The sequence below is a fragment of the Bartonella sp. AA86SXKL genome (assembly GCF_042196885.1).
The window spans coordinates 77,404-103,791 of the sequence record NZ_JBHIRE010000004.1; the positions used below are offsets into that span (position 1 = coordinate 77,404).

19 protein-coding genes are annotated in these 26,388 nt (G+C 36.8%); 6 read left to right on the forward strand and 13 right to left on the reverse strand.

The window, feature by feature from the left end; translation table 11 throughout:
- Nucleotides 1–4: 4 nt before the first annotated feature.
- Both ACFIO5_RS03305 and ACFIO5_RS03310 read left to right on the forward strand, forming a co-directional pair.
- Nucleotides 5–874, forward strand: a complete 870-nt coding sequence (locus ACFIO5_RS03305) for a metal ABC transporter permease (RefSeq protein WP_375618061.1) — start codon at nucleotides 5–7, stop codon at nucleotides 872–874.
- Nucleotides 875–884: 10 nt separating this feature from the next.
- Nucleotides 885–1,802 carry a metal ABC transporter solute-binding protein, Zn/Mn family gene (locus ACFIO5_RS03310; RefSeq protein WP_375634595.1) on the forward strand — a complete coding sequence of 306 codons (918 nt, stop codon included), beginning with the start codon at nucleotides 885–887 and terminating at the stop codon, nucleotides 1,800–1,802.
- Between the two features lie 1,934 nt (nucleotides 1,803–3,736).
- On the opposite strand, the gene ACFIO5_RS03315 is transcribed toward ACFIO5_RS03310, so the two are convergent.
- The 7 genes from ACFIO5_RS03315 to ACFIO5_RS03345 all read right to left on the reverse strand — a co-directional run bounded on the left by ACFIO5_RS03315 (nucleotide 3,737) and on the right by ACFIO5_RS03345 (nucleotide 12,794).
- The gene (locus ACFIO5_RS03315) at nucleotides 3,737–4,783 is read right to left on the reverse strand and encodes a sn-glycerol-3-phosphate import ATP-binding protein UgpC (protein WP_375634596.1); all 1,047 of its coding nucleotides are present in this window, start codon (nucleotides 4,781–4,783) and stop codon (nucleotides 3,737–3,739) included.
- 2 nt (nucleotides 4,784–4,785) lie between these two features.
- Nucleotides 4,786–5,637, reverse strand: coding sequence for a sn-glycerol-3-phosphate ABC transporter permease UgpE (ugpE, locus tag ACFIO5_RS03320; protein WP_375633937.1), 852 nt, complete (start codon nucleotides 5,635–5,637; stop codon nucleotides 4,786–4,788).
- A 10-nt stretch (nucleotides 5,638–5,647) separates the two neighbouring features.
- A complete protein-coding gene (gene ugpA / locus ACFIO5_RS03325; RefSeq protein ID WP_375621175.1) occupies nucleotides 5,648–6,532 on the reverse strand; it encodes a sn-glycerol-3-phosphate ABC transporter permease UgpA in 885 nt (294 codons plus the stop codon).
- 95 nt (nucleotides 6,533–6,627) lie between these two features.
- Nucleotides 6,628–7,962 (reverse strand): sn-glycerol-3-phosphate ABC transporter substrate-binding protein UgpB, encoded by a 1,335-nt coding sequence (gene ugpB, locus ACFIO5_RS03330; RefSeq protein WP_375633933.1) that lies wholly within the window; start codon nucleotides 7,960–7,962, stop codon nucleotides 6,628–6,630.
- 964 nt (nucleotides 7,963–8,926) lie between these two features.
- Nucleotides 8,927–9,649, reverse strand: coding sequence for a glycerophosphodiester phosphodiesterase (locus ACFIO5_RS03335; RefSeq protein WP_375611843.1), 723 nt, complete (start codon nucleotides 9,647–9,649; stop codon nucleotides 8,927–8,929).
- 169 nt (nucleotides 9,650–9,818) lie between these two features.
- Nucleotides 9,819–11,375, reverse strand: a complete 1,557-nt coding sequence (gene guaA / locus ACFIO5_RS03340) for a glutamine-hydrolyzing GMP synthase (RefSeq protein WP_375634023.1) — start codon at nucleotides 11,373–11,375, stop codon at nucleotides 9,819–9,821.
- A 132-nt stretch (nucleotides 11,376–11,507) separates the two neighbouring features.
- Nucleotides 11,508–12,794 carry an RsmB/NOP family class I SAM-dependent RNA methyltransferase gene (locus tag ACFIO5_RS03345; RefSeq protein ID WP_375684040.1) on the reverse strand — a complete coding sequence of 429 codons (1,287 nt, stop codon included), beginning with the start codon at nucleotides 12,792–12,794 and terminating at the stop codon, nucleotides 11,508–11,510.
- 519 nt (nucleotides 12,795–13,313) lie between these two features.
- On the opposite strand from ACFIO5_RS03345, the gene ACFIO5_RS03350 reads away from it, so the two are divergent.
- Complete coding sequence (locus tag ACFIO5_RS03350) at nucleotides 13,314–13,460, forward strand: hypothetical protein (RefSeq protein WP_273722522.1); 147 nt, start codon at nucleotides 13,314–13,316, stop codon at nucleotides 13,458–13,460.
- Between the two features lie 179 nt (nucleotides 13,461–13,639).
- Here ACFIO5_RS03350 and guaB read toward each other — a convergent pair whose 3' ends face one another.
- The 3 genes from guaB to ACFIO5_RS03365 form a co-directional block, all read right to left on the reverse strand.
- Nucleotides 13,640–15,139 carry an IMP dehydrogenase gene (gene guaB / locus ACFIO5_RS03355; protein WP_375633930.1) on the reverse strand — a complete coding sequence of 500 codons (1,500 nt, stop codon included), beginning with the start codon at nucleotides 15,137–15,139 and terminating at the stop codon, nucleotides 13,640–13,642.
- Between the two features lie 149 nt (nucleotides 15,140–15,288).
- The gene (locus ACFIO5_RS03360; RefSeq protein WP_375633928.1) at nucleotides 15,289–16,860 is read right to left on the reverse strand and encodes a phospholipase D family protein; all 1,572 of its coding nucleotides are present in this window, start codon (nucleotides 16,858–16,860) and stop codon (nucleotides 15,289–15,291) included.
- A 403-nt stretch (nucleotides 16,861–17,263) separates the two neighbouring features.
- Nucleotides 17,264–18,649, reverse strand: coding sequence for a sigma-54-dependent transcriptional regulator (locus ACFIO5_RS03365; protein WP_375633926.1), 1,386 nt, complete (start codon nucleotides 18,647–18,649; stop codon nucleotides 17,264–17,266).
- A gap of 253 nt (nucleotides 18,650–18,902) precedes the next feature.
- Between ACFIO5_RS03365 and omp10 the strand changes: the two genes are divergently transcribed.
- Nucleotides 18,903–19,262, forward strand: coding sequence for an outer membrane lipoprotein Omp10 (gene omp10, locus ACFIO5_RS03370; protein ID WP_375618071.1), 360 nt, complete (start codon nucleotides 18,903–18,905; stop codon nucleotides 19,260–19,262).
- A gap of 274 nt (nucleotides 19,263–19,536) precedes the next feature.
- On the opposite strand, the gene ACFIO5_RS03375 is transcribed toward omp10, so the two are convergent.
- Both ACFIO5_RS03375 and ACFIO5_RS03380 read right to left on the reverse strand, forming a co-directional pair.
- A complete protein-coding gene (locus ACFIO5_RS03375; RefSeq protein ID WP_375634598.1) occupies nucleotides 19,537–20,529 on the reverse strand; it encodes a KpsF/GutQ family sugar-phosphate isomerase in 993 nt (330 codons plus the stop codon).
- 39 nt (nucleotides 20,530–20,568) lie between these two features.
- Nucleotides 20,569–21,459, reverse strand: a complete 891-nt coding sequence (locus tag ACFIO5_RS03380) for a UTP--glucose-1-phosphate uridylyltransferase (protein WP_375633923.1) — start codon at nucleotides 21,457–21,459, stop codon at nucleotides 20,569–20,571.
- 265 nt (nucleotides 21,460–21,724) lie between these two features.
- On the opposite strand from ACFIO5_RS03380, the gene ACFIO5_RS03385 reads away from it, so the two are divergent.
- Complete coding sequence (locus ACFIO5_RS03385; RefSeq protein ID WP_375633921.1) at nucleotides 21,725–22,981, forward strand: lytic murein transglycosylase; 1,257 nt, start codon at nucleotides 21,725–21,727, stop codon at nucleotides 22,979–22,981.
- A 14-nt stretch (nucleotides 22,982–22,995) separates the two neighbouring features.
- Complete coding sequence (locus ACFIO5_RS03390; RefSeq protein WP_375634599.1) at nucleotides 22,996–24,072, forward strand: SGNH/GDSL hydrolase family protein; 1,077 nt, start codon at nucleotides 22,996–22,998, stop codon at nucleotides 24,070–24,072.
- A 163-nt stretch (nucleotides 24,073–24,235) separates the two neighbouring features.
- Here ACFIO5_RS03390 and ACFIO5_RS03395 read toward each other — a convergent pair whose 3' ends face one another.
- Entirely contained in the window at nucleotides 24,236–26,260 is a 2,025-nt protein-coding gene (locus ACFIO5_RS03395) for a M3 family metallopeptidase (protein WP_375634600.1), read from the reverse strand.
- Between the last annotated feature and the right edge of the window lie 128 nt (nucleotides 26,261–26,388).

The following is a 26,388-nucleotide window of genomic DNA, read 5'->3' on the forward strand; positions in this document are numbered from 1 at the left end:
AGACGTGTATGCATTTTTTCTTGCCCCCTTTGTTGATTTCCAATTTATGCAAAACGCCCTTATCGGTTCTATTTTTCTGTCTATTAGCGCTTGTCCTGTTGGTGTGTTTTTGATGCTCCGTGGAATGAGCTTGACAGGAGATGCTATTTCTCATGCCATTCTTCCTGGTGTTGCAACTGCTTTTCTGATTTGTGGTTTTTCCCTCATATCTATGACACTTGGTGGCATCTTCGCTGGTCTTATTGTTGCTTTAGCAACCATTTTGATTTCACGAAACAGCTTTCAGAAAGAAGATGCATCCATGACCGTCTTTTATCTTATTGCACTCGCGGCAGGTGTTATTATTATCTCACTGAAAGACTCAACAATTGAGCTGCTTCATCTCTTATTCGGATCGGTTCTTGCACTTGATGCACAAGCCCTTTGGTTAATCGCTACTATAATGCTGATTACACTATGCAGCCTTTGTATTTTTTGGCGTGCACTCGTTTTAGAAAGCTTTGACCCCCTCTTTTTTAAATCACTCTCTCCATTGAGTAAATATATTCATATTTCATTGCTTGGACTTGTGGTGTTGAATCTGGTTGGAGGCTTTCAATCACTAGGAACATTACTTTCCGTTGGTATTATGATGATTCCAGCCATTACAGCCCGTTTTTGGTTTTCACGGCTAGTCCCTATTTGCGCGCTTTCCACTCTTTTTGGAATCATTTCTAGCGTATGTGGTCTCCTGCTTTCTTTTCATCTTTCACTTCCCTCCGGCCCTGCTATCATCATTGCCGCAGGATTTATTTATCTCGTTTCCTGTTTGATAAGTCCACGTGGCTTTATTGTAACATGGTTTCCCCACCTCTTTTATACCTCCTCACTTTAAGGAAAAAAATGTGCCTAAGTTTGCTCAAAAATTTGTTATTCTTGGAGCCTTATTGCTTGCCCTTTCTCCATTTTCTGCTTCTGCACACAATAAAATCAAAGTTGTTGCGAGCTTTTCTATTCTCGCAGATCTCGTAAAAAATGTAGGAGACCACCATATCTCTATGACTACTTTTGTAGGTCCAAATGCGAATACCCACACTTATGAACCTACCCCCCATGATGCTCAAGCGCTTAGAAATGCTCAAATTATTTTCATCAACGGGCTTCATTTAGAAGGATTCATTGATCGCCTCATTACAGCAAGCGGTACAAAAGCACTTCTTGTCGAAGTTAGCGCTAACATTCCCTCTCTCAAAATGAAAAATCAAGAACATAATGCCCATCACCACCATAGCGTTATTGATCCACACGCTTGGCAAACAATTCCCAATGTCAAAATCTATGTGAAAAATATCGCTGCTGCTTTTTGTAAAATCGATCCACAATCCTGCACCAGCTACAAAAAAAATGCCGAAACCTACATCCAAAAACTTAAAATAGCACAAGATACCCTGAAAACAAAAATTTCTACCATTCCTAAAGATAAACGTATCATTATCACATCTCATGATGCCTTTGGCTATTTTGCCAAGGAATATGGTTTTACTATCCTTGCCCCTCAAAGTGCTTCAACAGAAACTGAAGCAACCGCAGCCGATGTTGCTAAACTTATAAAACAAATTAAAGCGAATAAAGCAACTGCCCTATTCGTTGAAAATATCTCTAATCCCCGTCTCATAAAACAGATTGCAAAAGAAACAGGTTTAACAATTGGTGGAACACTTTATTCTGATGCATTGTCAAACAAAAATGGCCCTGCAGCAACTTATCTCGATATGATGGAACACAATGTGAATACCATCATTGATGCTATCACAAAACATTAAGATCTTCTATAAAAGAGATAAAAAAGAGTTCATAAAATCGTAGGTCTATGATTATGTTACTAATGATGCTCCAACAGCTATAATTGATAACATTGATATGAAATAAAGTTACTTTTACAGAGAAATTTATACTCTATAGATTCTAAGATAGATAAAGTAAGTGGATTTATTGCCTCATGGTGCCCAAACTGTCAGCAGTAGCATTCTATTTTTCAATGCTTCTTTTACAATAACTCTCGACACTTGAAACGATTCATAAGAAGAATTTGGTGTCTTTTTCTTAAAGTATTTTTATCTATCCAACTTCATTTATAACATGCAAGTAGAATTAGTGTATGAATAAAAACCACTTGAAGAAAAAATGCCTCTTATGAAGAGTCTCAACACAATAATTGTTGCAATGTTGGAGACTGAAAGAGAGTATGATGATGGCCCCAGCTTGCATTTTTATAAGCATAAAGATGGCGATACACAATGGATTTTATGTTATACTACTTATAAACGACTGCGTGAATAAATAGTTGGAACAACCTTGCAAGATATTTTTTAAAAAAAGTGCGTAAATTGGCAACCCAATAGCCTTCTGTTTAGGTATTCTGTTTTGTATGAGAGATGCAATTCTATTCAAAGAACGTAAAAAAATGTGTTCGGCAATGCTTAATCGCCATTATGTAAGAGACACTGGCTCAGATGTTTTTGAAAATTGCAATACTAAATTAAAAGATGATGCTAAAGACAGAATCTATTTTTTATCTTGATGCTTTCATATTCCCCCCCCTAAATTAAGCTGTCTCCTCATTTTAAAAATTACACAAGCAGATAAGCTTATTCTACTCTGGCATACAAAACTGAATACAGCACTGAACCGTCTTCATATTTGTCTCAAACATACTGCTGTATAAAGTTTAGGTTGATTTATAAGCAACAAAAAGCACGCGCTTTATAAGAAAGTAATATCATAAAACCATTAATAGACTGGTAATATATTGAAAAAATATACCAGCTTTTATAAAATGCTTTGTAAAACAATAATATAACTGTCTTTGTCTCTGCTGATTCTTATAGGTGTTCGCATCGATCCCTTATGCTATATTCATAAAGATCTGTTTGAGGATGATCTATAGGCAATTTTTAACTCAAGAATATAGAAAAGATCGATGAGATGTTACAGATGTGTTTCATCTGCTTTTATCGTTAAAAGTAATGAAAATTCTAAAACAAGCACGCCTTCTATCTCTCAGTGATTTTTTTGCAACTTATCAGATACCCTCGCTGAGAATTGCATAGTGATTTACATGAGAAAAAAATAAACTTGCAGCATGCGCGCATAGGTTTCTCTCTAATTTATGTGATTGGTAGAAAAAACAAATGCTTCTTATAGGAGCTCTGAAACCATTTTAGATCATATGGCCAGCGGTAAAATAGAATGCGCCTATTTTCGTACAGACTATTTAAAACAGCGTCGTATTTTGTGGATCAAGTAGACTTCTTATGTTAGGGGTCAAAGCCAAGATATGGGGCGCATCCTCCCTTATCTGTGACTCATTTTTTCTCTCTATTTCTCTCATTTACTTTTATAATACACATAAATTATTACATCAAGAAACATATTATAATATGTTTTTTTTATAACAAAATTATAAATGAGTAAAAATATGGTTAATAAAGATTTATTCTATATTGATATTTTTTTATAATGAAAATGATGTTTGAAAATTATATTCTTCTTACAGACCGTGAAAATGCAAAATTTCTTCATATAAATGTTTTGACATTCTCAGCGCCATGGGACAATGGATCATTACCAAAACTGTTAAAATTTTGTTTTTAATCCCATCGGTTACAACCTGAGTTTGTAAATGTAATCGAGAAAGTCAAAACACAACATTATCATGACGCAGCATAAAAGAGAGTCGTGTCACATCAAGTAATGCTTACTTATTATTTGTGCGCTTTCCTGTGTTTTTATTAAAAGTATGAAAATTCTGATGAGCAACTGTGAAACTTAGTTTTTGACCATAGTCTTGTGTCAAGCGTTCTTTTATTTCAATCGTAAAGATGATACCATTCCAACGCGTTAAAACATGGCAACCTGTTCCAATAAGCTTGATAAGCTCAATTTTTGTGTGAAAGACAGGCCCTTTATCTGGATGTTGTCCCAATAAGATTATTTCAGGTCTGAATGCCAAAAGATCAGTTTCTTCGCCATAAGAAAATGAATGCCCTAAATGTTGTTCTAAGACATGGCGATCAAGAAAATTCATAGGAGGAGAACCAATAAAATCAGCAACAAATGTTGTTGCTGGAGTATCGTAAATTTCCATTGGTGTTCCAATTTGCTCGATAGCTCCTTTATTCAAAACGACTATTCTATCAGCTAATGTCATAGCTTCTAGTTGATCATGGGTAACATAGAGGCTCGTTGTTCCTAATGAACGCTGTAGTGTTTTTATTTCAATACACATTTGCGCCCGTAATTTTGCATCAAGATTTGAAAGAGGTTCATCAAAGAGAAAAACACGGGGTTGACGTACAATCACACGCCCCATTGCAACACGCTGACGTTGTCCTCCTGATAATTGTCGTGGTTTACGATCAAGAAATGGTTCTATCTCCAAAAGCTTTGCAGCATGTGCGATACGTTTTTTAATTTCTTCTTTAGGAGTTTTACGATTTTTAAGACCATATTCTAAGTTTCCACGAACTGTCATATGGGGATAAAGGGCATAATTTTGAAAAACCATAGCGATATCACGATCAGCTGGTTCACGATCATTGATACATTCGTTATCAATGCATAATTCACCTGAAGTAACTTGTTCAAGTCCTGCTATAATACGTAATAAGGTCGATTTTCCGCACCCTGAAGGACCGACAAGAACAAGAAGTTCTTTATCGGCAACAGTTAAATTTAAATCATCAATGACCAGAATGCCGTTGTCATACTGTTTTTTTATATTTGATAACTGGATTATGGCCACAATTACTTCTCCGTTTCAATAAGGCCTTTGATAAAAAGCCGCTGCATGAAGATAACAACAAGAACAGGGGGAACCATGGCAACAACCGATACTGCCATGAGTATATTCCATTGAGGATCATGTTGAAGTGATTCGACAATAAGCTGTTTTAAAATAATAAGGATCGTTTGATGATTTTGATCCGTTGTGATGATAAGAGGCCAGAGATATTGTATCCATCCATAAATGAACATAATGATAAATAAAGCAGCGATATTGCTTTTACTAAGAGGAAGAAGAATATCCTTAAAAAATTTAACTGGACCTGCACCATCAACACGTGCCGCCTCTAAGAGTTCATCTGGAACAGTCAAAAAAAACTGGCGAAATAAAAATGTAGCGGTTGCAGATGCAATAAGTGGAATAATCATTCCACTATAGGTGTTAACCATCCCCAATTTCGCAACAATCTCATAGGTTGGAAGAATACGAACTTCGACAGGGAGCATCAATGTAACAAAAATAAGAACAAAAGCAGTTTTTCGGAAGGGAAAGCGCATGTAAATAATTGCATAAGCAGACAAAAGTGAAATAATAATTTTTCCAACGCTAATCCCAAGAGCCATAATGAATGAATTCATTAAGAGTGGCCAGAGGTTGGGCAAACCCAGCTGTGCAAGGCCATCACCAAAGATTGTTTTATAATTTTCCAGAGCATATTTCCCAGGCAAAAGAGGAAGTGTTCCTGAGTTAAATGCTGCTGAACTATGAGTTGATGCAATGATAGCAACATAAACTGGAAAGCAAATAATGATAATACCAACAATAAGAGTAATATGGGTTAGAAATTTCAAAACAGGGCGATTTTCAACCATAATTTGTTTCCTAATATTGTACACGGCGCTCAATCCAGCGAAACTGGATAAACGTTAAGACAATAACCATCAACATCAATATTGTTGATTGTGCTGCTGATGCACCGATTATTTGATTTCTAAAGCCATCGTCATATACTTTATAGACGAGGATGCTCGTTGCACGCGCAGGACCTCCAGAAGTTGTATTATCAATAATACCAAAAGTATCAAACATAACATAATTGACATTGACAATAAGAAGGAAAAACGTCGTTGGTGAAATTTGCGGGAAAACCACTGTCCAAAATCGTTTAAAGGGACCAGCACCATCAATGGCGGCTGCTTCTATTTGAGAACGCGGAACAGACTGAAGACCTGTAAGAAAAAAGAGAAAATTGTAAGAAATTTGTTTCCAACTAGCCGCAATGACAATAAGAATCATTGCTTGAGTGCCATTAATACGATAATTCCATAGCACCCCTATTTTCTCGAGAAAAAAAGGGATAATTCCGATGGTGGGATGAAAGATAAACAGCCACAATATACCTGCCAATACTGGAGCAACAGCATAGGGCCAGAGCAAAAGCATTGTATAAGCCTTTTTTGCACGGATGACACGATCAACACAGACAGCTAAGAGAAGTGATATTGTCATTGAAGCGACAGTAACTGAGATGGAAAATACTGCGGTTGTAAGAAGCGATTGCCGATATGTAGGATCAGAAAGAACGGTTAGATAATTCTCAAAACCAATAAAGGTTGTTGTAAAGCCAAAAGGGTCTTCACGCTCAAAAGATGATTTTATTGCTTGAGCAGCAGGCCAAAAGAAAAACAAAAAAGTCACAAGAAGCTGAGGAAAAAGCAGTCCGTAAGAAAGTAGACTATTTTTAAAATATGCATGTTTTTCTTGCATTCGTAGGGCTCTTTAAATGTAGAGACTTTAAAAAAGTAAACAAAAAGGACTCAACCGTTTTTGTTGAGTCTTTAATGTTTAACAATAAAACGAAATTAATGATTAGATCTTTCAAATTCACGCAAGAGTTTATTTCCACGTTCAACGGTCTCATCTAAACCATCTTTCGGCGTTTTTGAACCACTAAGAACAGCTTCCAACTCTTGATCAAGAATGGCACGAATTTGTGGTAAATTACCAAATCTTATCCCTTTTGAGTTAACTGTTGGTGGATTAAGATTAATCTGTTTGATAGCTATATCCGCACCTGGCGTTTTTTCATAGAAATGTTGTTTTTTGCTCAATTCATAAGTCGCTTTTGTGGTTGGGAGATAACCTGTTTCCTGATGCCACTTTGCTTGATTTTCTGTTTTTGAAAGAAATTTAAGAAAAGCGGCTGCCCCTGCATATTCCTTTGGAGTATGGCCCTTAAACGCCCAAATAGAAGCTCCCCCAATAACTGAATTTTGTGGTGCTCCTTCTGTATCCTTATAGTACGGTAGCATACCAACCCCCACATTAAACTGAGCTTCAGAAACAATCCCAGCATGTGATCCTGAAGATTGCATAAAAATTGCACAATTTTGTGCCATAAACATTGGTGTTGAATCTAATGCACCTGCTGGACCACCATAACGGAAAATACCTTGATCAGACCACTTTTTCAGGTCAGCCCACATACGCACTTGTAAAGGTCCATTAAATGTAAGTTCTGAATCAAGTCCTTTAAAGCCATTTTCCTTCGTTCCAAAAGGAACATTATGCAACGCTGAAAAATTTTCTATACCAATCCATTGAGCGGCATAAGCCATTGTAAAACCACAATTTGCCGCTTTAGTCTCAAGAATTTTCTTGGAAAAGTTTTCTATATCTTGCCACGTTCTAGGAGGCTGTTCTGGATCAAGCCCTGCTTTTTTAAAGATATCTTTGTTATAATAAAGGATGGGTGTTGAAATATTAAATGGCATAGAGACGATACGTCCCTGTTCATCGGAGTAATAACCACTAATAACAGGGAAATAATCTGTAGGATCAAATTCTTGTTTTGTATCAGCCATAAGTTGATAAAATGGGTAGATTGCGCCTTTTGCAGCCATCATAGTTCCAGTACCAACGTCATAAATTTGAGCAAGTACTGGCTGTTTCTTTCCACGAAATGCTGCAATGAGTGAAATCAATCCCTCTTCATATTCACCGCGAAATGAAGAAACAACTTTATACTCAGATTGACTTGCATTAAAATCGTTAATGAGACTTTCAGTTTGCTTTCCTAATTCACCACTCATAGAATGCCAAAAGCTGATTTTTGTCTGTGCAAAACTTTCTGTCATCCCCGCTGTGGACATTATGATAGCAACCGTGGCCGCTATGGAAAGATAAAAACGACTCATGCTTCACCCTTTCTGAAGTGATGGAATACAAACTACCCCCTAAATTTATAGTATTACACATGAACATGCTATGACAGTTTTATTTCAGAAACATATTCTCTCATTTAAACAGGAACCACCTAAAGGTCAAATGAATTTATTTAAATTTATTTATTTTCTTTTATAAGCTTTCTTATATATTCACGAAATACGCGTTTGTAACTATCTGAAAAAAGTGAGATGGCTTAAATAAGCAAAGCCACTTGGTAAAAAGATATGGATCGTAAATATCATTCAATGACTATTTTAATATCTGGATTTACTTTTTTAAAAAGAATTGTTTATTCTTTTATTATTTGTCTTATAACTTTCGGCTTATAACTTTAACACGATGTTGCTACTGAATTTAAAGAAGAGACAAATAGAATTTTTTTAAAATTAAGAAAATCATTTTGAAGCGCTTAATAGTCTCTTTCCCTGTAACAAGATCACACCCCTCATGCAAAACAAAATGACACTGTATGACCAATTTCCATGCTGTTAAAAAATCTTTCAATACATCTACATTTCATGATAGAACCTGTAAAATAAGACATAAAGCCTCTCCATTAAAGTATATAAGACTTTTTGTATGCCATCATTTTTACACTTCATAAAAGTGCAAAACGACATCATCATATGAGACCCTAATGCTTAATAAGCCTTGCATTTGAAATACGTTAAATGAATATTTTTATTCTTTTCTCAATTATTTTTTATCCACACACCAACCCTACTTGTAATGTTCAAACAAATGATTTTGATTGATTCATTGTAAAAATATTTGAAATAAGAGAATCTTACGTATTAAGGTCTCTTACTCACATGAGTAAAATATTAATTATCATTATAAATCAATGTATTATTGTTATATATTAGATAATTTTTCTTCTTTCATTACGCTAACTTTATGAAGATATATAGTTCCTTTTGTGTTGATGTATTTTTACCTTTGTGCACACAATTGCAATGCGAGATCAGGTTGATCTGTCGTAATATAATGTACAGGCATATCAAGCCAATATGATAACCGAGCTTTTCCATTAATTGTCCATACCCCTACAGTAAAACCAGCCTCAAGAGCTGATTCAATAAAGTTCTGTGAAACAATAGAGCCATCTAAACTTAGGTCAGAATAACCTAATTGCTTCCATTCAGAAAAATGACGGTACATATCACCTTCAAAATTATCAACACATGGACCAGATGGTATTCCTGCTTCAATAAAAGGACGAAGGATAAAAGGATCAAAACTAATTGCAGAAACCCGTTCTGATAAATTTCGGCTTTTTATTAGCGCAAGCGCTTTTTGGGATAATATTGTTTCGCGCTCCACTTCACCGCATGTCTTGATTTCAAGATGCAATGCAACATTCGTTGGTGCTAAAAGATCAAGCACTTCTTCTAATAAGGGAGGTGCTTCTTGGCTTCCTTTTACGCAGAGTTGTTTGCGTGTTTCATTATCAATGTCATGAATATACCCCTTTTTTCCAACCAATTGGTCTAGACGGAAGTCGTGAAAGACAACCACTTCACCGCTTTTTAGCAAATGAACGTCGCATTCAACTTCATCAACACCTAACGCTATAGCATTATTAAATGCCGAAAGGGTATTTTCAGGATAAAGATGAGCTCCTCCACGGTGTGCAACAATTTTTTTCTCAGACATGCAAAATCCCACACTTCTCAATTTTAAACGATATTGACGTACAGATTGTCAGATAAAGGCTTATATCATATGAAAATACACAATCATTTTTAAATGATTTTTTCTACACTTCTCGAATATCAAACCCTCAGTCATATTTTATTCTTAAAAAACTTATCCTTCATTTTAATTATTCCCATTCAATAGTACTAGGAGGTTTTGAGGTTACATCATATACAACACGATTAATCCCTCTAACTTCGTTAATAATACGTGCTGCTGTCTTACTTAAAAACGCCATATCATAGGGATAAAAATCAGCAGTCATTCCATCTACAGATGTGACGGCGCGAAGAGCACAAACAAATTCATAAGTGCGATCATCCCCCATCACGCCAACAGTTTGAACAGGAAGAAGAACAGCAAAAGCTTGCCAAATTTCGTCATAAAGACCAGCTTTATGGATTTCCTCAAGGTAGATAGCATCTGCTTCACGTAAAATTTCTAATTTTTCACGGGTCACAGTACCTGGACAGCGAATTGCAAGACCAGGACCTGGAAAAGGATGGCGACCAATAAACTGCTCCGGTAATCCTAACTCTCGCCCTAGCAAGCGAACCTCATCCTTAAAGAGCTCACGCAACGGTTCTACAAGTTTCATATTCATCTGTTCTGGTAGCCCCCCCACATTATGATGGCTTTTAATGGTTACCGTTTCACCAATAGCAGACACACTCTCAATAACATCTGGATAAAGTGTTCCTTGTGCTAAAAACTCTGCACCTCCTATTTTTTTAGTTTCTTCTTCGAAAACTTCAATAAAAAGGCGACCAATCGTTTTGCGCTTTTTTTCTGGATCTGTCTCACCTTCTAAAGCATTAAGAAATATATCGGCAGCATTAACGTGAATAAGCTCTATATTATAATGATCACGAAAGAGCGTGAGAACTTCTTCAGCTTCATTCTTGCGCATCAGCCCATGGTCTACCAAAATGCATGTCAGTTGATCTCCTATGGCTTCATGAAGGAGTACCGCTACAACAGATGAATCCACTCCCCCTGAAAGACCACAAATCACACGACTTTTCCCAACTTTTTGTCGTATCGTAGCAATTGCCTGCTCACGATAAGAAGCCATTGACCAATTGCCTTTAATAGCAGAGATCTTATGAACAAAATTTTGCAAAAGTTTTGTACCATCCGGTGTATGGATAACTTCAGGATGAAACTGTACCGCATAAAAATATCTTTTCTCATCAGCAATAGCCGCATAGGGAGCTCCTTTTGAGGTTCCTATGACACGAAAACCTTCTGGTAAAGCTGCCACACGGTCACCATGGCTCATCCATACTTGATAACGAGAACCTTTTTCCCACACTCCATCAAAAAGGGCACTCTCTTCTTGAACTTCCAAAAAAGCACGCCCAAATTCACGCTCATGTCCAGCTTCAACCTTTCCTCCAAGCTGAACACACATGACTTGTTCACCATAGCAAATGCCCAAAATCGGAACACCCGCCTCAAAAATTTCCATTGGAGCACGCGGAGAGCCCTCATCAATAACGGAATAAGGACTCCCTGATAAAATAATAGCTTTAGGATTTATGCGGCGCACAGCTTCTAAAGCCAATTGAAAAGGAGTAATTTCACAATACACTCCCATTGCTCGTACCCGTCGTGCAATAAGTTGTGTAACTTGTGAACCAAAGTCAATAATAAGAACAGTGTCTGGATGTGATATGCTCATAGAAAACCAATCAACAATTGTAAAAGAAAACTCATGAGAGTTATGATTCAATCTTTCTCTTTTCACAAGCCTGTTTTCTTAAGAAAAAGATTATTCTCGTAAAGTTTATGATAAAAAGTGTAAGAATATGGATCAATGTTTTTTTTGCAACACAGATAAAAAGAACCCATCTGTTTGTGTTGTGGCCGGCGACAAAGTAAGTCCATAATTTGAAAAAACTGGTTGCACAGGAGAAAAACTAAAATGTTTCTGCCAAAGCGCTGGCATATCTATTGGAGAAAAATGAGAATGTTGTTGAAGGAAATGGGAAATTTGTTCCTCATTTTCATCTGTAAAAAGAGAACAGGTAATATAGATTAGGCGCCCATTTGGCTTAAGATAAGCTATCGCTTCATTCAAAATATCCCTCTGTTCTGTTTGGCGTTGTTTCACCTGTACTAATGTTAAACGCCATTTCGCATCTGGACGACGACGCCATGTTCCTGTCCCACTACATGGTGCATCTAGTAGAACTCTATCCATCTGGCCTATTAATGGCTTCAATTCTTCTTTTTGTGCTCGTGTTTGTACATTACGAACACCAGCGCGTCGAAGACGATCAAAAATAGGAGCTAAGCGCGCTTTATCAAAATCATAAGCATAAATTTGCCCACGATTGTTCATATCGGAAGCTAAAGCTAATGTTTTGCCCCCAGCACCTGCACAATAATCTAATACCTGCATTCTCTCTTGCGCTTCCACAAGGTGAGCAACAATTTGAGATCCTAAATCCTGTATTTCAAAGTGTCCTTTTTGAAAAGCTGGTTCCACTTGAACATTGGGATGACGATTAAACTTTTCAATCGGTGCAATTCTTAAAGCTTGCCCAAACCATGGAAAAGATTTAAGTTTGGTTTTTGCTAATTCTTTCAGCACCTTTTCTGGTGTTGCCTTTAGGTTATTTACCCGTAGGTCTAAAGAAGGACGCGTTGCTAACGCAGCCGCTTCAGTGATCCAATTATCACCAAATAAAGGACGCAGATGCGCTTGACACCATTGCGGAATATCACCACGAATATAGTCTGGAGCATCCACTAATTGCTGACCTTGCCACGATTTACGCTGTTTAGCCCCTAATAACTGCGGTGCAAACCGATCTTCTGCCAATTCACCGTCAATTTGCTCCAGCGTCATTTTTTCAGAATCTAATAAGGCACCAAAAACGATATCTCGGATATCATCACTCTCCATACGCCATTGCAAAGAATAACGTCGTCTTAAAACATCATAAACGATTGTACCAATAGCTGCACGATCACCTGCTCCAGCAAAGCGATGAGAAAGACCCCAATCCTTTAAAGCTTCTCCTACTGGGCGATGCTTCACTTCTATCTCTGTGAGAACATCTATTGCTGCTTGCAAACGCCCACCTAATCGCATTCATTTCTCCCATTAAAATAATAAAATTTTAAATCATCTAAAAAAATAATATTATCGCCTTCTTGCCAATGAAACCTTCTCAAAGCCATAAAAAATTTACATTCAATATTAAAATGATCTGATCATACTTTTTTATAAGATCCAATTTAGAGTATTTAAATTTTTCCTTTCATCTTCTGCCCATTCGCTTTTTATCCTTCTACCTCTTATGCTAAAAGATACGTAGCCATCCATAAAGAACTTATTTCCGCCATGCATTACGAAAAAACCAAACTCTTTAATTTATTTGCGTAAAATAAAATTTACGAGGATTGTCTGAACAATAGAAAAAAATCAAATATCTCCCATCTTTATATGGCTATCCTTCTGAAAAAATAGAAAAAATCTTCTCATAAAATTAAACAAGTTCATCTTACGTTCAACAAAAAATTAACTTTTTAGAAAATGCTTGGAACCACTATTTGGCATGACCGTTTTTACTCTAATGGCAACTGCCAGACAATTTTAAAGGAGAAAATAATGACTTATAATAATGGAAAAACAACTTCGTCTAAAAGCCGTCATAATACAATGCCCTCAAACAACGGAAAGAAATCCGTCCAAAGTGATCAGACAAACACTCGCCAACGTGCGTCAAAGACTGGACGGAAGACAACAAAAAGTTAATTCTAATTTTATATAACTTATTTCATATAGTCTTAACAGAAAGAATTAGAGTTTTAACCTCTAATTCTTTCCTTTTTGGGATTATTACACCAAATTACAAACAGAAAAAAGCGCAGTCTCTCTTTCTTGTTCTCGGAAAATTTTATATTTATGCAATATGATATTAGGATCTTGTATCTTTAAACTGGTCCACGATAATTTGGACTCTCTCGTGTGATAGAAACATCATGCGTATGACTTTCATGGAGTCCCGCATTCGTAATACGTACAAACGTTGCTTTTTCACGAAACTCTACGAGATCTTTTGCTCCAACATACCCCATCGAAGCACGAAGTCCACCAGCAAGCTGATGTAGAACTGATGCTATAGGACCTTTATAAGCCACCTGCCCCTCCACACCTTCAGGAACTAACTTAAGTTCATCACGAACATCATCTTGAAAATAGCGATCTGCCGATCCTCGTGCCATAGCACCAACAGATCCCATGCCGCGATAAGCTTTAAAGGATCGTCCTTGATAAAGATAAACTTCGCCAGGACTTTCTTCTGTACCCGCTAAAAGAGAGCCAATCATAGCAGCACAAGCCCCACCTGCTAAGGCTTTAGCAAAATCACCGGAAGCTTTTATCCCCCCATCAGCAATAACGGGAATGCCCGCTTTTTCAGCAACTTCTGCAGCATTCATAATGGCTGCAAGCTGAGGAACACCAACACCTGCAACAATTCGCGTTGTGCAAATAGAACCAGGACCAATCCCAACTTTTATAGCATCCGCACCACTGTCAATCAAAGCCTGTGTTGCTTGAGCAGTCGCCACATTACCAGCAATAATAGCTGGAGAAAACGTCATTTTTTTAATACGCTCAACAGTGTCTAATACACGCTGAGAATGTCCATGTGCAGTATCAATTACTAGAATATCAACGCCTGCATCAATTAATTGTTCAGCCCGCTCAAACCCATCGTTCCCTACACTACTTGCAGCTGCAACACGCAAGCGACCTTGTGAATCTTTGGCAGCGTTTGGATTTAATTTTGCTTTTTCAATATCCTTAACTGTTATCAGTCCGACACAACGATTCTGTTCATCCACAACTAATAATTTTTCAATACGATGATGGTGTAAAAGATACTTCGCTTCATTGAGTTGAACATTTTCACGCACTGTGATTAAATTTTCATGCGTCATTAATTCATAAATTTTTTGTTTGGGATCCGTTGCAAAACGCACATCCCTATTTGTCAAAATGCCAACAAGCCGTCCAGCAGTTTCACCTTTAGCACCATTTTCAACAACCGGAATACCGGAAATACCATGAGAGCGCATCAAAGATTTTGCTTCTTCAAGTGTTGCATCTGGTCCAATGGTGACTGGATTAACAACCATACCAGATTCAAACTTTTTTACTTGGCGAACTTCTTCTGCCTGCTCTGCAGGAGACATATTACGATGAATAACCCCAAGACCACCAGCTTGAGCCATAGCAATTGCCAAACGCGATTCTGTTACCGTATCCATTGCCGCAGAAAGCAATGGCAAATTGAGCTTAATATCCGCTGCAATGCGCGTACTGAGATCCACTTGACTAGGCATAACAAGAGAATGACCGGGTTGTAAAAGTACATCATCAAAAGTCAGTGCCAATGCACCTGTCCCCGTTTCAACAATCTTTGCCATATCAAAATTCCTTTTATAATAAAACACCGCAAGAAGCTTTAAAATACAACTGCGGTTCTCATACATGGTAGATTGGCAAAAAATTATGCCATGCTACAAACAAAATGAAAAGAAAAATAAATATTTTTTTAAGTGTGGTTTATAAAAATTTACAATTGTGATTCAATAGGTAACCAACTTATTATTTTTGCAAATGCGCGACGCCAAAAATTACTTTCTGGCTCATAGTCAATGCTATATTTTTTTTCATTTTCAATAAAATCCCAATAAATACGATTATTATCACCAAGACGCAGATGATAGCTCATTTCCCCTGTGGTTTCTTCAGAAAACAACAAATCTAATCTTGCTGTAATGGGAGCACATTCAAAAAGAATGCCCATTTCTGTATTTAATGATGCTGATCTTGGATCAAAATTTAAAGATCCAATAAAAGCTGTTTTACGATCAATTAAAAAAGCTTTAGCATGTAAACTTGCCTTACTCGATCGAAACAATCGCAACCCATGAGTATTGCCTTCCGCTTTTAATTCATAAAGATTAACACCACTTTTCAACAATGCCTTACGATAAGGTACATAACCACCATGCACTAATGCTACATCAGTAGCAGCTAAAGAATTTGTCAGAATTTTGACATCAACACCCTTTGAAACCAAATTACTAAAATTCTGCGTGCCAACCTTACCAGGAACAAAATAAGGTGACGTAATCTGAACCGTTTTTTTGGCATTTCCAATAACCTTTGAAAGTGCCTTCATAAGCCAATTGCTTGCTTTTTTACGCAATGCTTTTTCTGGAGGGTCAGAAAGAACAACAACTTTGTCTGCTAAAAATAACCGCTTTCCTGTTTGGATAAAACAATTAAAGTTAATGTGCTCTTTGACATAATCTAAATAAACTTTTGCAACCTTGGAATCACGAAACTTTCGTAATTTATCTTTCCAATAGCTAAGATCACTTGCGCTTTTAGGAACAACCAAAGTATGAATTGGCAAAACAACAGCACTATTCCAAAAATCATCAAAGATACTTTCTACCTTTTTAACAGAAGGACCGATTAACATCAAATCTAAATCTCGAAAATGGGATTCTTTACCAGCATCAAAATAAGAATCTGCAAGATTACGTCCTCCTACAAAAGCGACCCTGCCATCAACAATAAAAGCTTTATTATGCATTCTACGTGTTACAGTAATTGCCCGTAATATAATTTCTAAACCACGGCGTAAACCACCTTTACGCGATCGCCCTGGATTAAACATTCTCACCTCAATATGAGGATGTCTATCTAGCGCAATATAAGCTGGATCACGTGCCTGAGCATTAATATCATCCAAAAGAAGCCGTACCCGAACCCCTCGATCAGCTGCCTCAACTATTTCACTTAATAATAGACGCCCCGTTAAATCATCATCCCAAATATAATACATCAGATCAAGGCTACGCCCAGCCTCTGCAGCTCCTATTGCACGAACACAAAACGCATCCAAATTGCTGATAATGAGGGAAAGGGCATCTTTATCAATCCCCAATCCATTTTCTTCCTCAGCTAATTGACTGACGATACGATCAAGCTTAGTTTCATCTTTCTGAATAGGTAACGCATAAGAACATTGCCCCCTAGCATTTTTCACAAAACGCCCATAGGTGTAGATTGCCAACATAGATGCAATAAAAAAAAAGAGGACAAAACCAATAACAATCTGTAAAAGAGTCAAAGAGGGTAAACTTTCTATTTTAAACTATCACATCATCAGTAATGCAAACGATAACACTAATCACTTTATCTTAATCGTATAGCAAATAAAATGCCACTTCTTGCTTAAGAGAGTATAAATTTAATATTGATGATACAAAAATTTTAGCGGTAGTATTTAAAAGTTTTTAAAAATGCTTCTCTTTTTTAATAAATGTAAACTTAACTAAAATTGTATAAATTGAAACAAACGATTAAAATAGTCACATAAAATTTATATTTGATTTAAATCTACAAAATCATCCTCTATAGATAAATTTTACAATAAATGATTGTTTTCTTAAGCTTCCTCCACGGACTTTATCAAAATCCACTCTATTTTTTTGAAACGCATGCTTGTCATGAAGAGAAATTTGTTATGAATTTTACTTTCGTTCTTGATTTCTTATTGCTCTCAATTCTTCCATTTTTCTATAAAGTGTAGAGCGACCAATATGAAGGCGGCGCGCAATCTCACTCATATGTCCTTTATAATGTTTAATCGCTTTCTCTATAATATCATGTTCCATCTCTGCAAAAGTACGTACATGCCCATCAGTATTCAAAAATTTTATCGATTCTTGCTCATTATCTTCTTGCATATTACCCTCAATGATATTGGGAACATTCATTAATGAATTTCCCATTAATTGCGGAAAATCTCGAACAGTTAATAACGGTCCTTCACTGAGTAAAATCGCACGAAATAAAAAGGTTTCAAGCTCATTTCTATTGCCAGGCCAATCATACTGCATAAGCAAGGAAAGAGCAGAGCCTGCTAAACCATGGACATGTGATCGCCCTGTTTCTGTGATAATGCGATCAATCAAACGTTGTGTGATCTCTGGAAAATCATCCCTTAATTCTCGTAAAGCAGGGACGCTAATAGACAAGTGAGAAAATTGTTCAAACAAACTATGCAAAAAAAAGTTCTCATTAACCAAGTCCTTTAAACGCGATGTTGAAATAGCGATGATCCGAAAAGGAAAAAAATCTCCTTTTTTATCCCTTTCCCTTTCTTTAAGGTAATGAGCAAACCGTTTTTGCTGTATGGGCTCAAGTCGATCAATATCACAAAGGCAAAGTGTCCCTTTTTCAAGAGAAGAAACCAATGGTAGGAATTCTTTAAACCACTGCTGATTTTCTTCTTCTGGATCAACGATGGCTGAACATTGAAAGCGAACAAAAACACCCTCCGAAAATAATCCCTCATGATGAATAATCCGAGCTAATGTCTCACGTCCTGTTCCAGCTTCCCCCTCTATCAAAAGATTCTGTAAAGAAGTTGCTGCTTGTCTCGATTGTTCTAACACTATCTGCATAGCTCTACTTTTTACGCAAAGATCAGAAAACCGTAAATGATTCTCTTTTTTTCGCCGAATATCTCGAACCTCATGCTCCAAGGCAGAAATAAGAGCAAGGATATCCAAAGTAACTCTTACGCGTAATAATGTTACTGGATGGATCCAATAATCAATAGCTCCAGCTGTTAAAGCTTTCTGGAGTAAATGCTGATTCTCTTGTTGTGCTATAACGACAATAGGAACAGAAACACCAGCAACTCTAATCATTTTAATCAAATCGCTCACACTCAAATCACTCATAACAACATCAAGGAGTGCAAGCACAATGTTTTTACGCCTGTGTAAAAGATCAATCGTACGGAGACCATTTTCTGCTTCAATGACACGATAACCAAAACCTCGCAGCATAGAAGAAAGTTCTATACGTCTTCCATAATCTTCACTCGCAACAAGAATGGGACCAACCATAATGTCAATAATCTCCTTTGAGACTACTTAGCAGCTTAATATAAAAATTGTTGTAAACCATAAGAAATATTTTACCTCTTGTGTTTCACTTACGAACTTCATCAAGCTGTCAATTAAATACAACATTAAGGCATTTTTTTCCATTTTTTTGCTTTTTCATTGATTTTTATCAAATTTTTCATATTGACTCATGGGGTAATTTAATAATGTTATAGAAACTAGAGAGCAAAATAATCTAAATAGAGTGCAATAAATGAAACATCCCTATCATATTTTATGTCTTACAATTACCGCCTTGCTGTTAAGTGCCTGTAACTTTTCGCGATATTATAACTCAAATATGCCAACTGGAATTGATGGAAAATGGGTTGATGAGAATGGTATTATTTCTTCTTTCCACAATGGTGTTTTTGAAACGCGTGCAGCAGATACAGAAGAAAAACTATCAGAAGGAGCATATAATTATCTCAATGCCCAAAATATAGAAATTGAAATACGCTCTATTCTCCGTGGAACAATTTCTAGAGTCAATTGTACAATGTCATATGACGCCACACAACTTCTCTGCACCTCGCATACAGGAGCACAGTTTTTCCTTAAGCGGAAATCTTAACAAAGTACAAGGGAAACCTCTCTTAAGAACAGAGGGAGCACATACATTAAGCAGAAGGCGATATCCTTTCTCCTCCTGATAGAAAATCCTCTCTAAAATACGCAAAGAGGCTAGTATAATCTAGCCCCTGAGAATTTTTTAAACATTATGAAATGCGTAAAATAATCATTTTCTTCCACAAAATATCAATAAAGCCACCTCACAATAAAATTGTAACTTTGTATCATTCAATCTATTTCAACCTATAACATTTTATTTGATAGGGAAGCTTAATCTAAGCAGCGCCAATGCGCAAAAGATCATGAAAATGAACAATTCCTATCGGTTTTTTATCTTCAACCACAAAAAATGCACCAATCTGATGATCATTAATAAAAGCTGTTGCTGCACCAACAAGTGTATTTGGCTTTACAACTTTAGGAGCTTTGGTCATCACCTCGTCAACATTAAATTTTGATAAATTAAAATGAATGTTACGTGCAAGATCGCCATCAGTTACAATTCCGATTAGTTCACCTTCTTGATTCACAACACCAACACAACCAAAATGTTTTTCCACCAAAACATTCATCGCTTCAGTCATAGCTGTTCCCTGCATAACCAAAGGAATATTATCACCCTCATGCATAATATCACACACGTATTTAAGGCTTGCACCAAGAGAGCCACCAGGATGATATATTTTGAAATCCGTTGCGGTAAAACCACGCATTTCTAAAAGAGAAACCGCTAATGCATCTCCCATTGCCAATTGCATAATTGTTGAAGTTGTAGGGGCTAAACCATAGGGGCAAGCCTCTTCTATCTTTGGTAATAATAGCACAATATCAGCTTGTCGTCCTAACACAGAGTGCTTACTTGATGTCATCGCAATAAGAGGAATACGAAAACGCGCCGCATAACTCATAATACCACTTAACTCTTGAGTTTCACCAGACCATGATAAAGCAAGAATAACGTCATCAGAACCAATCATACCAAGATCACCATGATTGGCTTCTGCAGCGTGCACAAAAAAGGCAGGTGTTCCAGTTGAGGCTAAGGTTGCTGCAATTTTTGTCCCTATATGACCACTTTTTCCAAGACCAGTAATGACCACATGTCCACGAGCATTTCTAATAGTTTGAACAGCCGCTTCAAAAGAAGAAGAAAGACTTTCCAGAAGAGCTTTTTCAAGGGCTTCAAGCCCCTGCTTTTCACTAGCAAGTGTTTTAAGCGCTGATGCAACTGCACCTTGCAAAGCCATATGAGGAGACGGTATTGTCATAATCAAATTCGATCAATAAAATTAAGTGAGAGATCTATATCACTTTTCAACATTAATGGTTTCTAGTAAATTTTTCAATGAAGTAGAAACGTGGCTGTGCATATCAGCGCGTGCCAAAGAAAATGCAACGTTGGCTTCAATAAAACCAGCTTTAGAACCGCAATCAAAAGTGCGCCCTTTTACTTGCAAACCCCAAAAATCTTGCTCATTTGAAAGCCGTATCATAGCATCTGTTAATTGAATTTCATTTCCTGTTCCCCGTTCTTGAGTGGAAAGAATATTAAAAATTTCTGGCTGCAAAATATAACGTCCATTGATGTACAAATTTGATGGTGCCGTTCCTTGTGCCGGTTTCTCTACCATTTTTGTGATTTCAAAACCATTTGCAATCTGTTTGCCTTTCCCAACAATACCATATTTATGTGTTTCTCTAGGATCGCATTCCTGAACTGCTATAATATTTCCCCCACCCACCTTTTCATAAAGGCTCATCATTTCAGAAAGACAGCCCTTTTTCGCCTGTATCAACATATCGGGTAATAATAAAGCAAAAGGTTCCCCTGCAACTAATTCACGCGCGCACCAAAGAGCATGCCCTAATCCCAAAGGTTGCTGTTGCCGAGTGAAAGAAGTTGACCCTGGTAATGGCTGTAAACGGTATAAGTGTGCAAGATCTTCTTTCTTTCCACATTCAGCAAGTGTCGTGTATAATTCAACTTGCGCATCAAAATAATCCTCAATGACTGCTTTGTTACGTCCAGTCACAAAAATAAAATGCTCAATACCAGCTTCCCTCGCCTCATCCACAACATATTGAATAACAGGTTTATCAACAACTGTTAACATTTCTTTAGGAATCGTTTTTGTCGCAGGAAGGAAACGCGTACCAAGACCTGCTACTGGGAATACTGCTTTCCGGATTTTACGCACACTCACCCTCCTCAATGAATTCATATAACTTTTTTGTTTTATTTATCATATGTTTTTACGAAATGGTAAAAAAGATATCTTATTGTTTTGATTATCATTATAATGGGCAATCAAAAATGTAAAAAGAGTCTGAGAATTTATTGAAAGGATTAAACGAATTATTTATTTCAGTTTTTTCCTCTTCTTGATCATATTATCGATTAAACTAAATACAAAATAAAGTTATTGCACATCTAATAAATTGAATATTAATGGGGATTTCAAAATGCAAAAAACAGAATTGAAGACTTTCTCTTTTTTAGAGAAGTCAATAGCTTGGAGAACTCTTTTCACTGTCTCTGCCGTTATTTTTTCTGCTTTTTTTATGTTTTTTATATCCCTTTCATATGCTGATAGCGGATTTAAACACTGGATTAAAGAATTTAAAAAAATAGCTATTGCTCACAATATTACCCCTTCTACGTTTCATATGGCGTTTAAAAGTGTTAATGCCATTGATCCTGAAGTTCTAAAAAGCGCCGCATACCAACCGGAATTTGTTGCTCCTTCCTGGAACTATTTTGATAATCGTGTCCATGATATCGCAATTGTGGAAGGACGGCGCCAAGCAAAAAAATGGAACAAATGGCTTCTTCAAATTGAAGAACGTTTTGGTGTTGACCGTAATATTCTGCTTGCTATTTGGTCAATGGAAAGCAATTATGGGAAAATTTTAGCCAATAAAAGTGTAATGCGTGATACCATTCGCTCTCTTGCAACTTTAGCCTATGCTGATAAAAAACGTGCAAAATATGCATATACACAGCTGATTGCTGCTATGAAAATTCTACAAAGTGGCGAAATTAAACGCTCTCAACTCACAGGATCTTGGGCCGGTGCATTGGGGCATACACAATTTATTCCAAGCAGTTATCTCGCCTATGCTGTTGATATAAATCAAGATGGACGGCGTGATATCTGGAACTTTGTTCCAGATGCTCTGGCTACTGCTGCTAACCTTCTCCACAAAAATGGCTGGCAACCTAATCTTATTTGGGGAGTAGAGGTAAAAGTGCCGCAGGGGAAAAACCTTCCTGAAGGCTGGTATTCCTTTGATCAATGGAAAAAATTAGGTGTAAAACACGCAAATGGGCACCCTCTTCCTACATCAGCTGAACAAGCAATATTAAAATATCCAGATGGAGCAAAAGGACCTATATTTTTAGTCACAAAAAATTTCTTTGTTCTGAAACATTATAATAATGCAGATCGTTATGCGTTTGCTGTTTCCCTTCTTGCTGATCGTATTGCTGGACATCTTGGATTAGTGCATGATTGGCAAAGACCTTTTCAGCCTATTACCTTCCAAGAGTGCAAAGAACTGCAATCTCGCTTAAGTGCATTGGGATATTATAAAGGAGATATTGATGGACAAATCGGAACCGCCTCTCGCAAAGCAATCAAAGCTTTTCAGCTGCATTACGGTCTAAAAGAAAATGGATATCCATCATCTCAAGTGCTTTTTCTCCTTCGCAAACAATAATGGAGACTAAGGTTTTGTCTTCTTTTCGCCTGATATACTTGACATTATTGCTGTTTTCACTTTCTATTGTGGGGATCTTACAGCCATCCCCAAGTAAAGCAACGAACTTCTTCAAATGGTTATCACAACAAAACAAACAGACACAGCAGCCACCGCAAATTATAGAACAAAAAATAGACAAGCCGCAAAAAAAGATCGTAACACAAAAAAACATACAAAAGCTAAAAAATGAGAATGCAAAACGCATTCTTGTTGTAGGGGATTTTGCAGCCTCCGCTGTTGCCGATGCACTTAAAAAGTTTTTTATAAATAATAGCGATATCGTTATCATGAACAACACAATACCAGCTTCCGGCTTAGTTCGAACGGATTATTATTCTTGGCAAAGCAATATTTCTAAACTCATTGACCAAAATAGCCCCGATGTTATTATCATGATGATCGGTGCAAATGATAATCAACCCATCACAGACTCTCATAACATGATTAACACAGATCAGTCAGAATGGATACGCATCTACAAACAAAGAATTATCGAAATTACTGAAAGTCTTCACGCCTCTGGAAAATCATGGATATGGATAGGTCAACCTTCTTTTGGAAATGACCTTTTGACACAAAAAATGAAAATTTTTAATGCGCTCTATAAACAAGAAACAGAAACAGCAGGAGGGTATTTTCTCGATATCTGGAGCGGCTTTAGTGATGAAGAAGGAATTTTTTCTTTTTCAGGCTATGATATTAATGGAAAAACAACCAAATTACGCACCAATAATGGCATGCATTTCACCCCTGAAGGAAAGAAAAAACTTGCCTCTTATTTAGAAAAACCATTGAAAAATATTTTAAATTTTCACGCCTTTTCTCATGAAAATTCATACTCAACCGATAAAGCTATTCAAAAACTTATACAAGAATCAGAGAATCAAGAGCGGAGTAAAATTATGCGTCAGCTTCCAATGAGCCTCGATGATATGGTACAAAAAAACACTCACCTTTTAGGCAAAAGAAAGTCAAGTTTTATAAAAAAATCATGGTTTCCACCAAATGGGCATCAAAAAGATCGAGCTGATAATTTTTCTTTCCCATAATGTCTATTTAAAATACAAAATCTATTTTCCTCTATAAACAAAAAGCGAATACGATAAAAAAACTCTGTTTACAGAGCTATAATGAAGAAAAAATTTGCATAAATCGCAACTGCACCTTTCGAATAATATGAAAACGGCATGGTGTTAACCATACCGTTATATCTTATAGTCCACGTTTGTTAATCATTGCCTCTGGTAAAGGCATTCGTCCCCGAAAAGCTTTATAAAGCTCCTCTGGATCACGACTTCCTCCAGCGGAGTAAATAAAACGTTTCAACTTATCAGCAAGCTCTGAATTAAAAACATCTCCCGTTTCTTCAAAAGCTTGAAAAGCATCAGCATCAAGGACTTCCGACCACATATAAGAATAGTAACCAGATGCATAACCATCCCCCGCAAACACGTGCATAAAATGTGGGGGACGATGACGCATAATAATTGTATCAGGCATTTGCAGCTTTTCTAATTCTTGGCGTTCAAACACTGTTGGATCAGTGACTGTTTCGCCTTGATGAAAAGCCATATCCACTAAAGCTGATGAGATAAATTCAACGGCAGAAAATCCTGCATTAAATGTCTGTGCTACTAAGACTTTATCTATCAACTCTTGTGGCATAGGATGACCTGTTTTTGTATGTATAGCATAAGATTTTAATATCTCTGGTACTGTTAACCAATGTTCGTAAAGTTGAGAAGGTAGCTCAACAAAATCACGTGAAACAGATGTTCCCGACACAGATGGCCATGTGACATCAGAAAGCAAACCATGCAATGCATGTCCAAATTCGTGGAAAAGCGTACGTGCATCATCAAGTGATAAAAGAGCAACTTCCCCTTTAGGTGGTTTAGCAAAATTACAAACATTGTAGATAATAGGCTTTTGTCCGCCATCCAATTTATGTTGTGATTGCAAACTACTCATCCACGCACCGGAGCGTTTTGAAGAACGCGCAAAATAATCACCAATAAAATGCCCAAGTAGACTTCCATCAGACTTTTTTACTTCCCACAAACGTGCATCAGGATGCCAAAGTGTAACAGCGTTTTTTTCTTCAAATGTAATGCTAAAGAGTTTTTCGGCTACCCCAAAAGCCGCTTTAATCATAAGATCAAGCTGAAAATAATATTTAATCTCAGCGCTATCGAAAGAAAGTTTTTCAGTGCGAAGTCTTTCAGCATAATAACGCCAATCCCAAGCAGCTAAAGATTCATTGCTGCCCTGATTGTTGGCAAAATTTTGTAAGTCAATTTGCTCAGTAGAAGCTTTCGCTCTTGCGCGCTCCCATACAGGCATAAGCAAATCCATAACGGAATCAACACTTTTAGCCATAGTATTATCGAGCTTCAAATCTGCGAAAGATTTATATCCCAATAATTTAGCCTGCTCATCTCGAAGCGCAACAATCTCTACAATAATTGTTTTATTATCATTCTTGTTATTATTTTCACCACGTTTAGCCCAAGCTTGGAATGCAACCTCACGCAAATCACGACGATCAGAGAATTTTAAAAAAGGTTCAACAATCGAACGTGCTAGTGTTAATGCATACGCTTTTTCATTGCCTCTTTCACACGCAATTTCCTTCATTGAAGCAATGAGATCTTGCGGTAAACCAGATAAGTCTGTTTGTTTTAAAAACAGAATCCATTCAGCTTCATCATTTAAGACATTTTGTCCAAAAGTAGCATTTAAAAAAGCAAGTCTTTCATTAATTTCCAAAAGCCGTTTCTTAGCTTTTTCATCGAGTTTTGCCCCATGACAAACAAACTTTTTCCACCATAATTCCAGAACACGTGTTGTTTCACTCTCAAATGTGCCCAACTGCGACTGTTTATAAAGCATATCTATTTTCGCAAATATCCGTGCATCCATCATCATTTTTGAAGAATAACGAGAAAGTTTTACAACGAACTCTTGCTCTAGCTGTTGAATTAATACATTCGTATGAGCACTGGTGCGTAAGAAAAATATTGAACAGACACGATCAAGCGCTTTGCCGCAAAGCTCAAAAGGCTGCAAAAAATTCTCAAGCGTTGGTGGTTCTTGCACCATCGCAATTGCTTCTAGTTCTTCTTCTGCTTCTTGAAGTGCCTGTTCAAAAGCGGGTTTAAAATCTTCGTCACTTATAGAAGAAAAATCAGGAAGACCTGAAAATCCCTTCCAGTCCAGCACTGCTGCTTTTGTCATAATACTTTATGTCTCCATTATAAATTTAAACTGTAACAATTATCTTTACGACACAAATTGATAACATACTAAAACTATTTCGTGAGTTTCAAAACTACCTTTCAAAACGCTATTGAATAAAAAACCTG

Coding starts and splice junctions, on each gene's coding strand:
- ugpA (WP_375621175.1), bottom strand. CDS start 6,532: ATGCAAGAAAAACATGCATATTTTAAAAATAGTCTACTTTCTTACGGA.
- ugpB (WP_375633933.1), bottom strand. CDS start 7,962: ATGAGTCGTTTTTATCTTTCCATAGCGGCCACGGTTGCTATCATAATG.
- ugpE (WP_375633937.1), bottom strand. CDS start 5,637: ATGGTTGAAAATCGCCCTGTTTTGAAATTTCTAACCCATATTACTCTT.
- ACFIO5_RS03350 (WP_273722522.1), top strand. CDS start 13,314: ATGACTTATAATAATGGAAAAACAACTTCGTCTAAAAGCCGTCATAAT.
- ACFIO5_RS03375 (WP_375634598.1), bottom strand. CDS start 20,529: ATGACAATACCGTCTCCTCATATGGCTTTGCAAGGTGCAGTTGCATCA.
- ACFIO5_RS03395 (WP_375634600.1), bottom strand. CDS start 26,260: ATGACAAAAGCAGCAGTGCTGGACTGGAAGGGATTTTCAGGTCTTCCT.
- ACFIO5_RS03385 (WP_375633921.1), top strand. CDS start 21,725: ATGCAAAAAACAGAATTGAAGACTTTCTCTTTTTTAGAGAAGTCAATA.
- ACFIO5_RS03335 (WP_375611843.1), bottom strand. CDS start 9,649: ATGTCTGAGAAAAAAATTGTTGCACACCGTGGAGGAGCTCATCTTTAT.
- guaB (WP_375633930.1), bottom strand. CDS start 15,139: ATGGCAAAGATTGTTGAAACGGGGACAGGTGCATTGGCACTGACTTTT.
- omp10 (WP_375618071.1), top strand. CDS start 18,903: ATGAAACATCCCTATCATATTTTATGTCTTACAATTACCGCCTTGCTG.
- ACFIO5_RS03365 (WP_375633926.1), bottom strand. CDS start 18,649: ATGGTTGGTCCCATTCTTGTTGCGAGTGAAGATTATGGAAGACGTATA.
- guaA (WP_375634023.1), bottom strand. CDS start 11,375: ATGAGCATATCACATCCAGACACTGTTCTTATTATTGACTTTGGTTCA.
- ACFIO5_RS03345 (WP_375684040.1), bottom strand. CDS start 12,794: ATGCGATTAGGTGGGCGTTTGCAAGCAGCAATAGATGTTCTCACAGAG.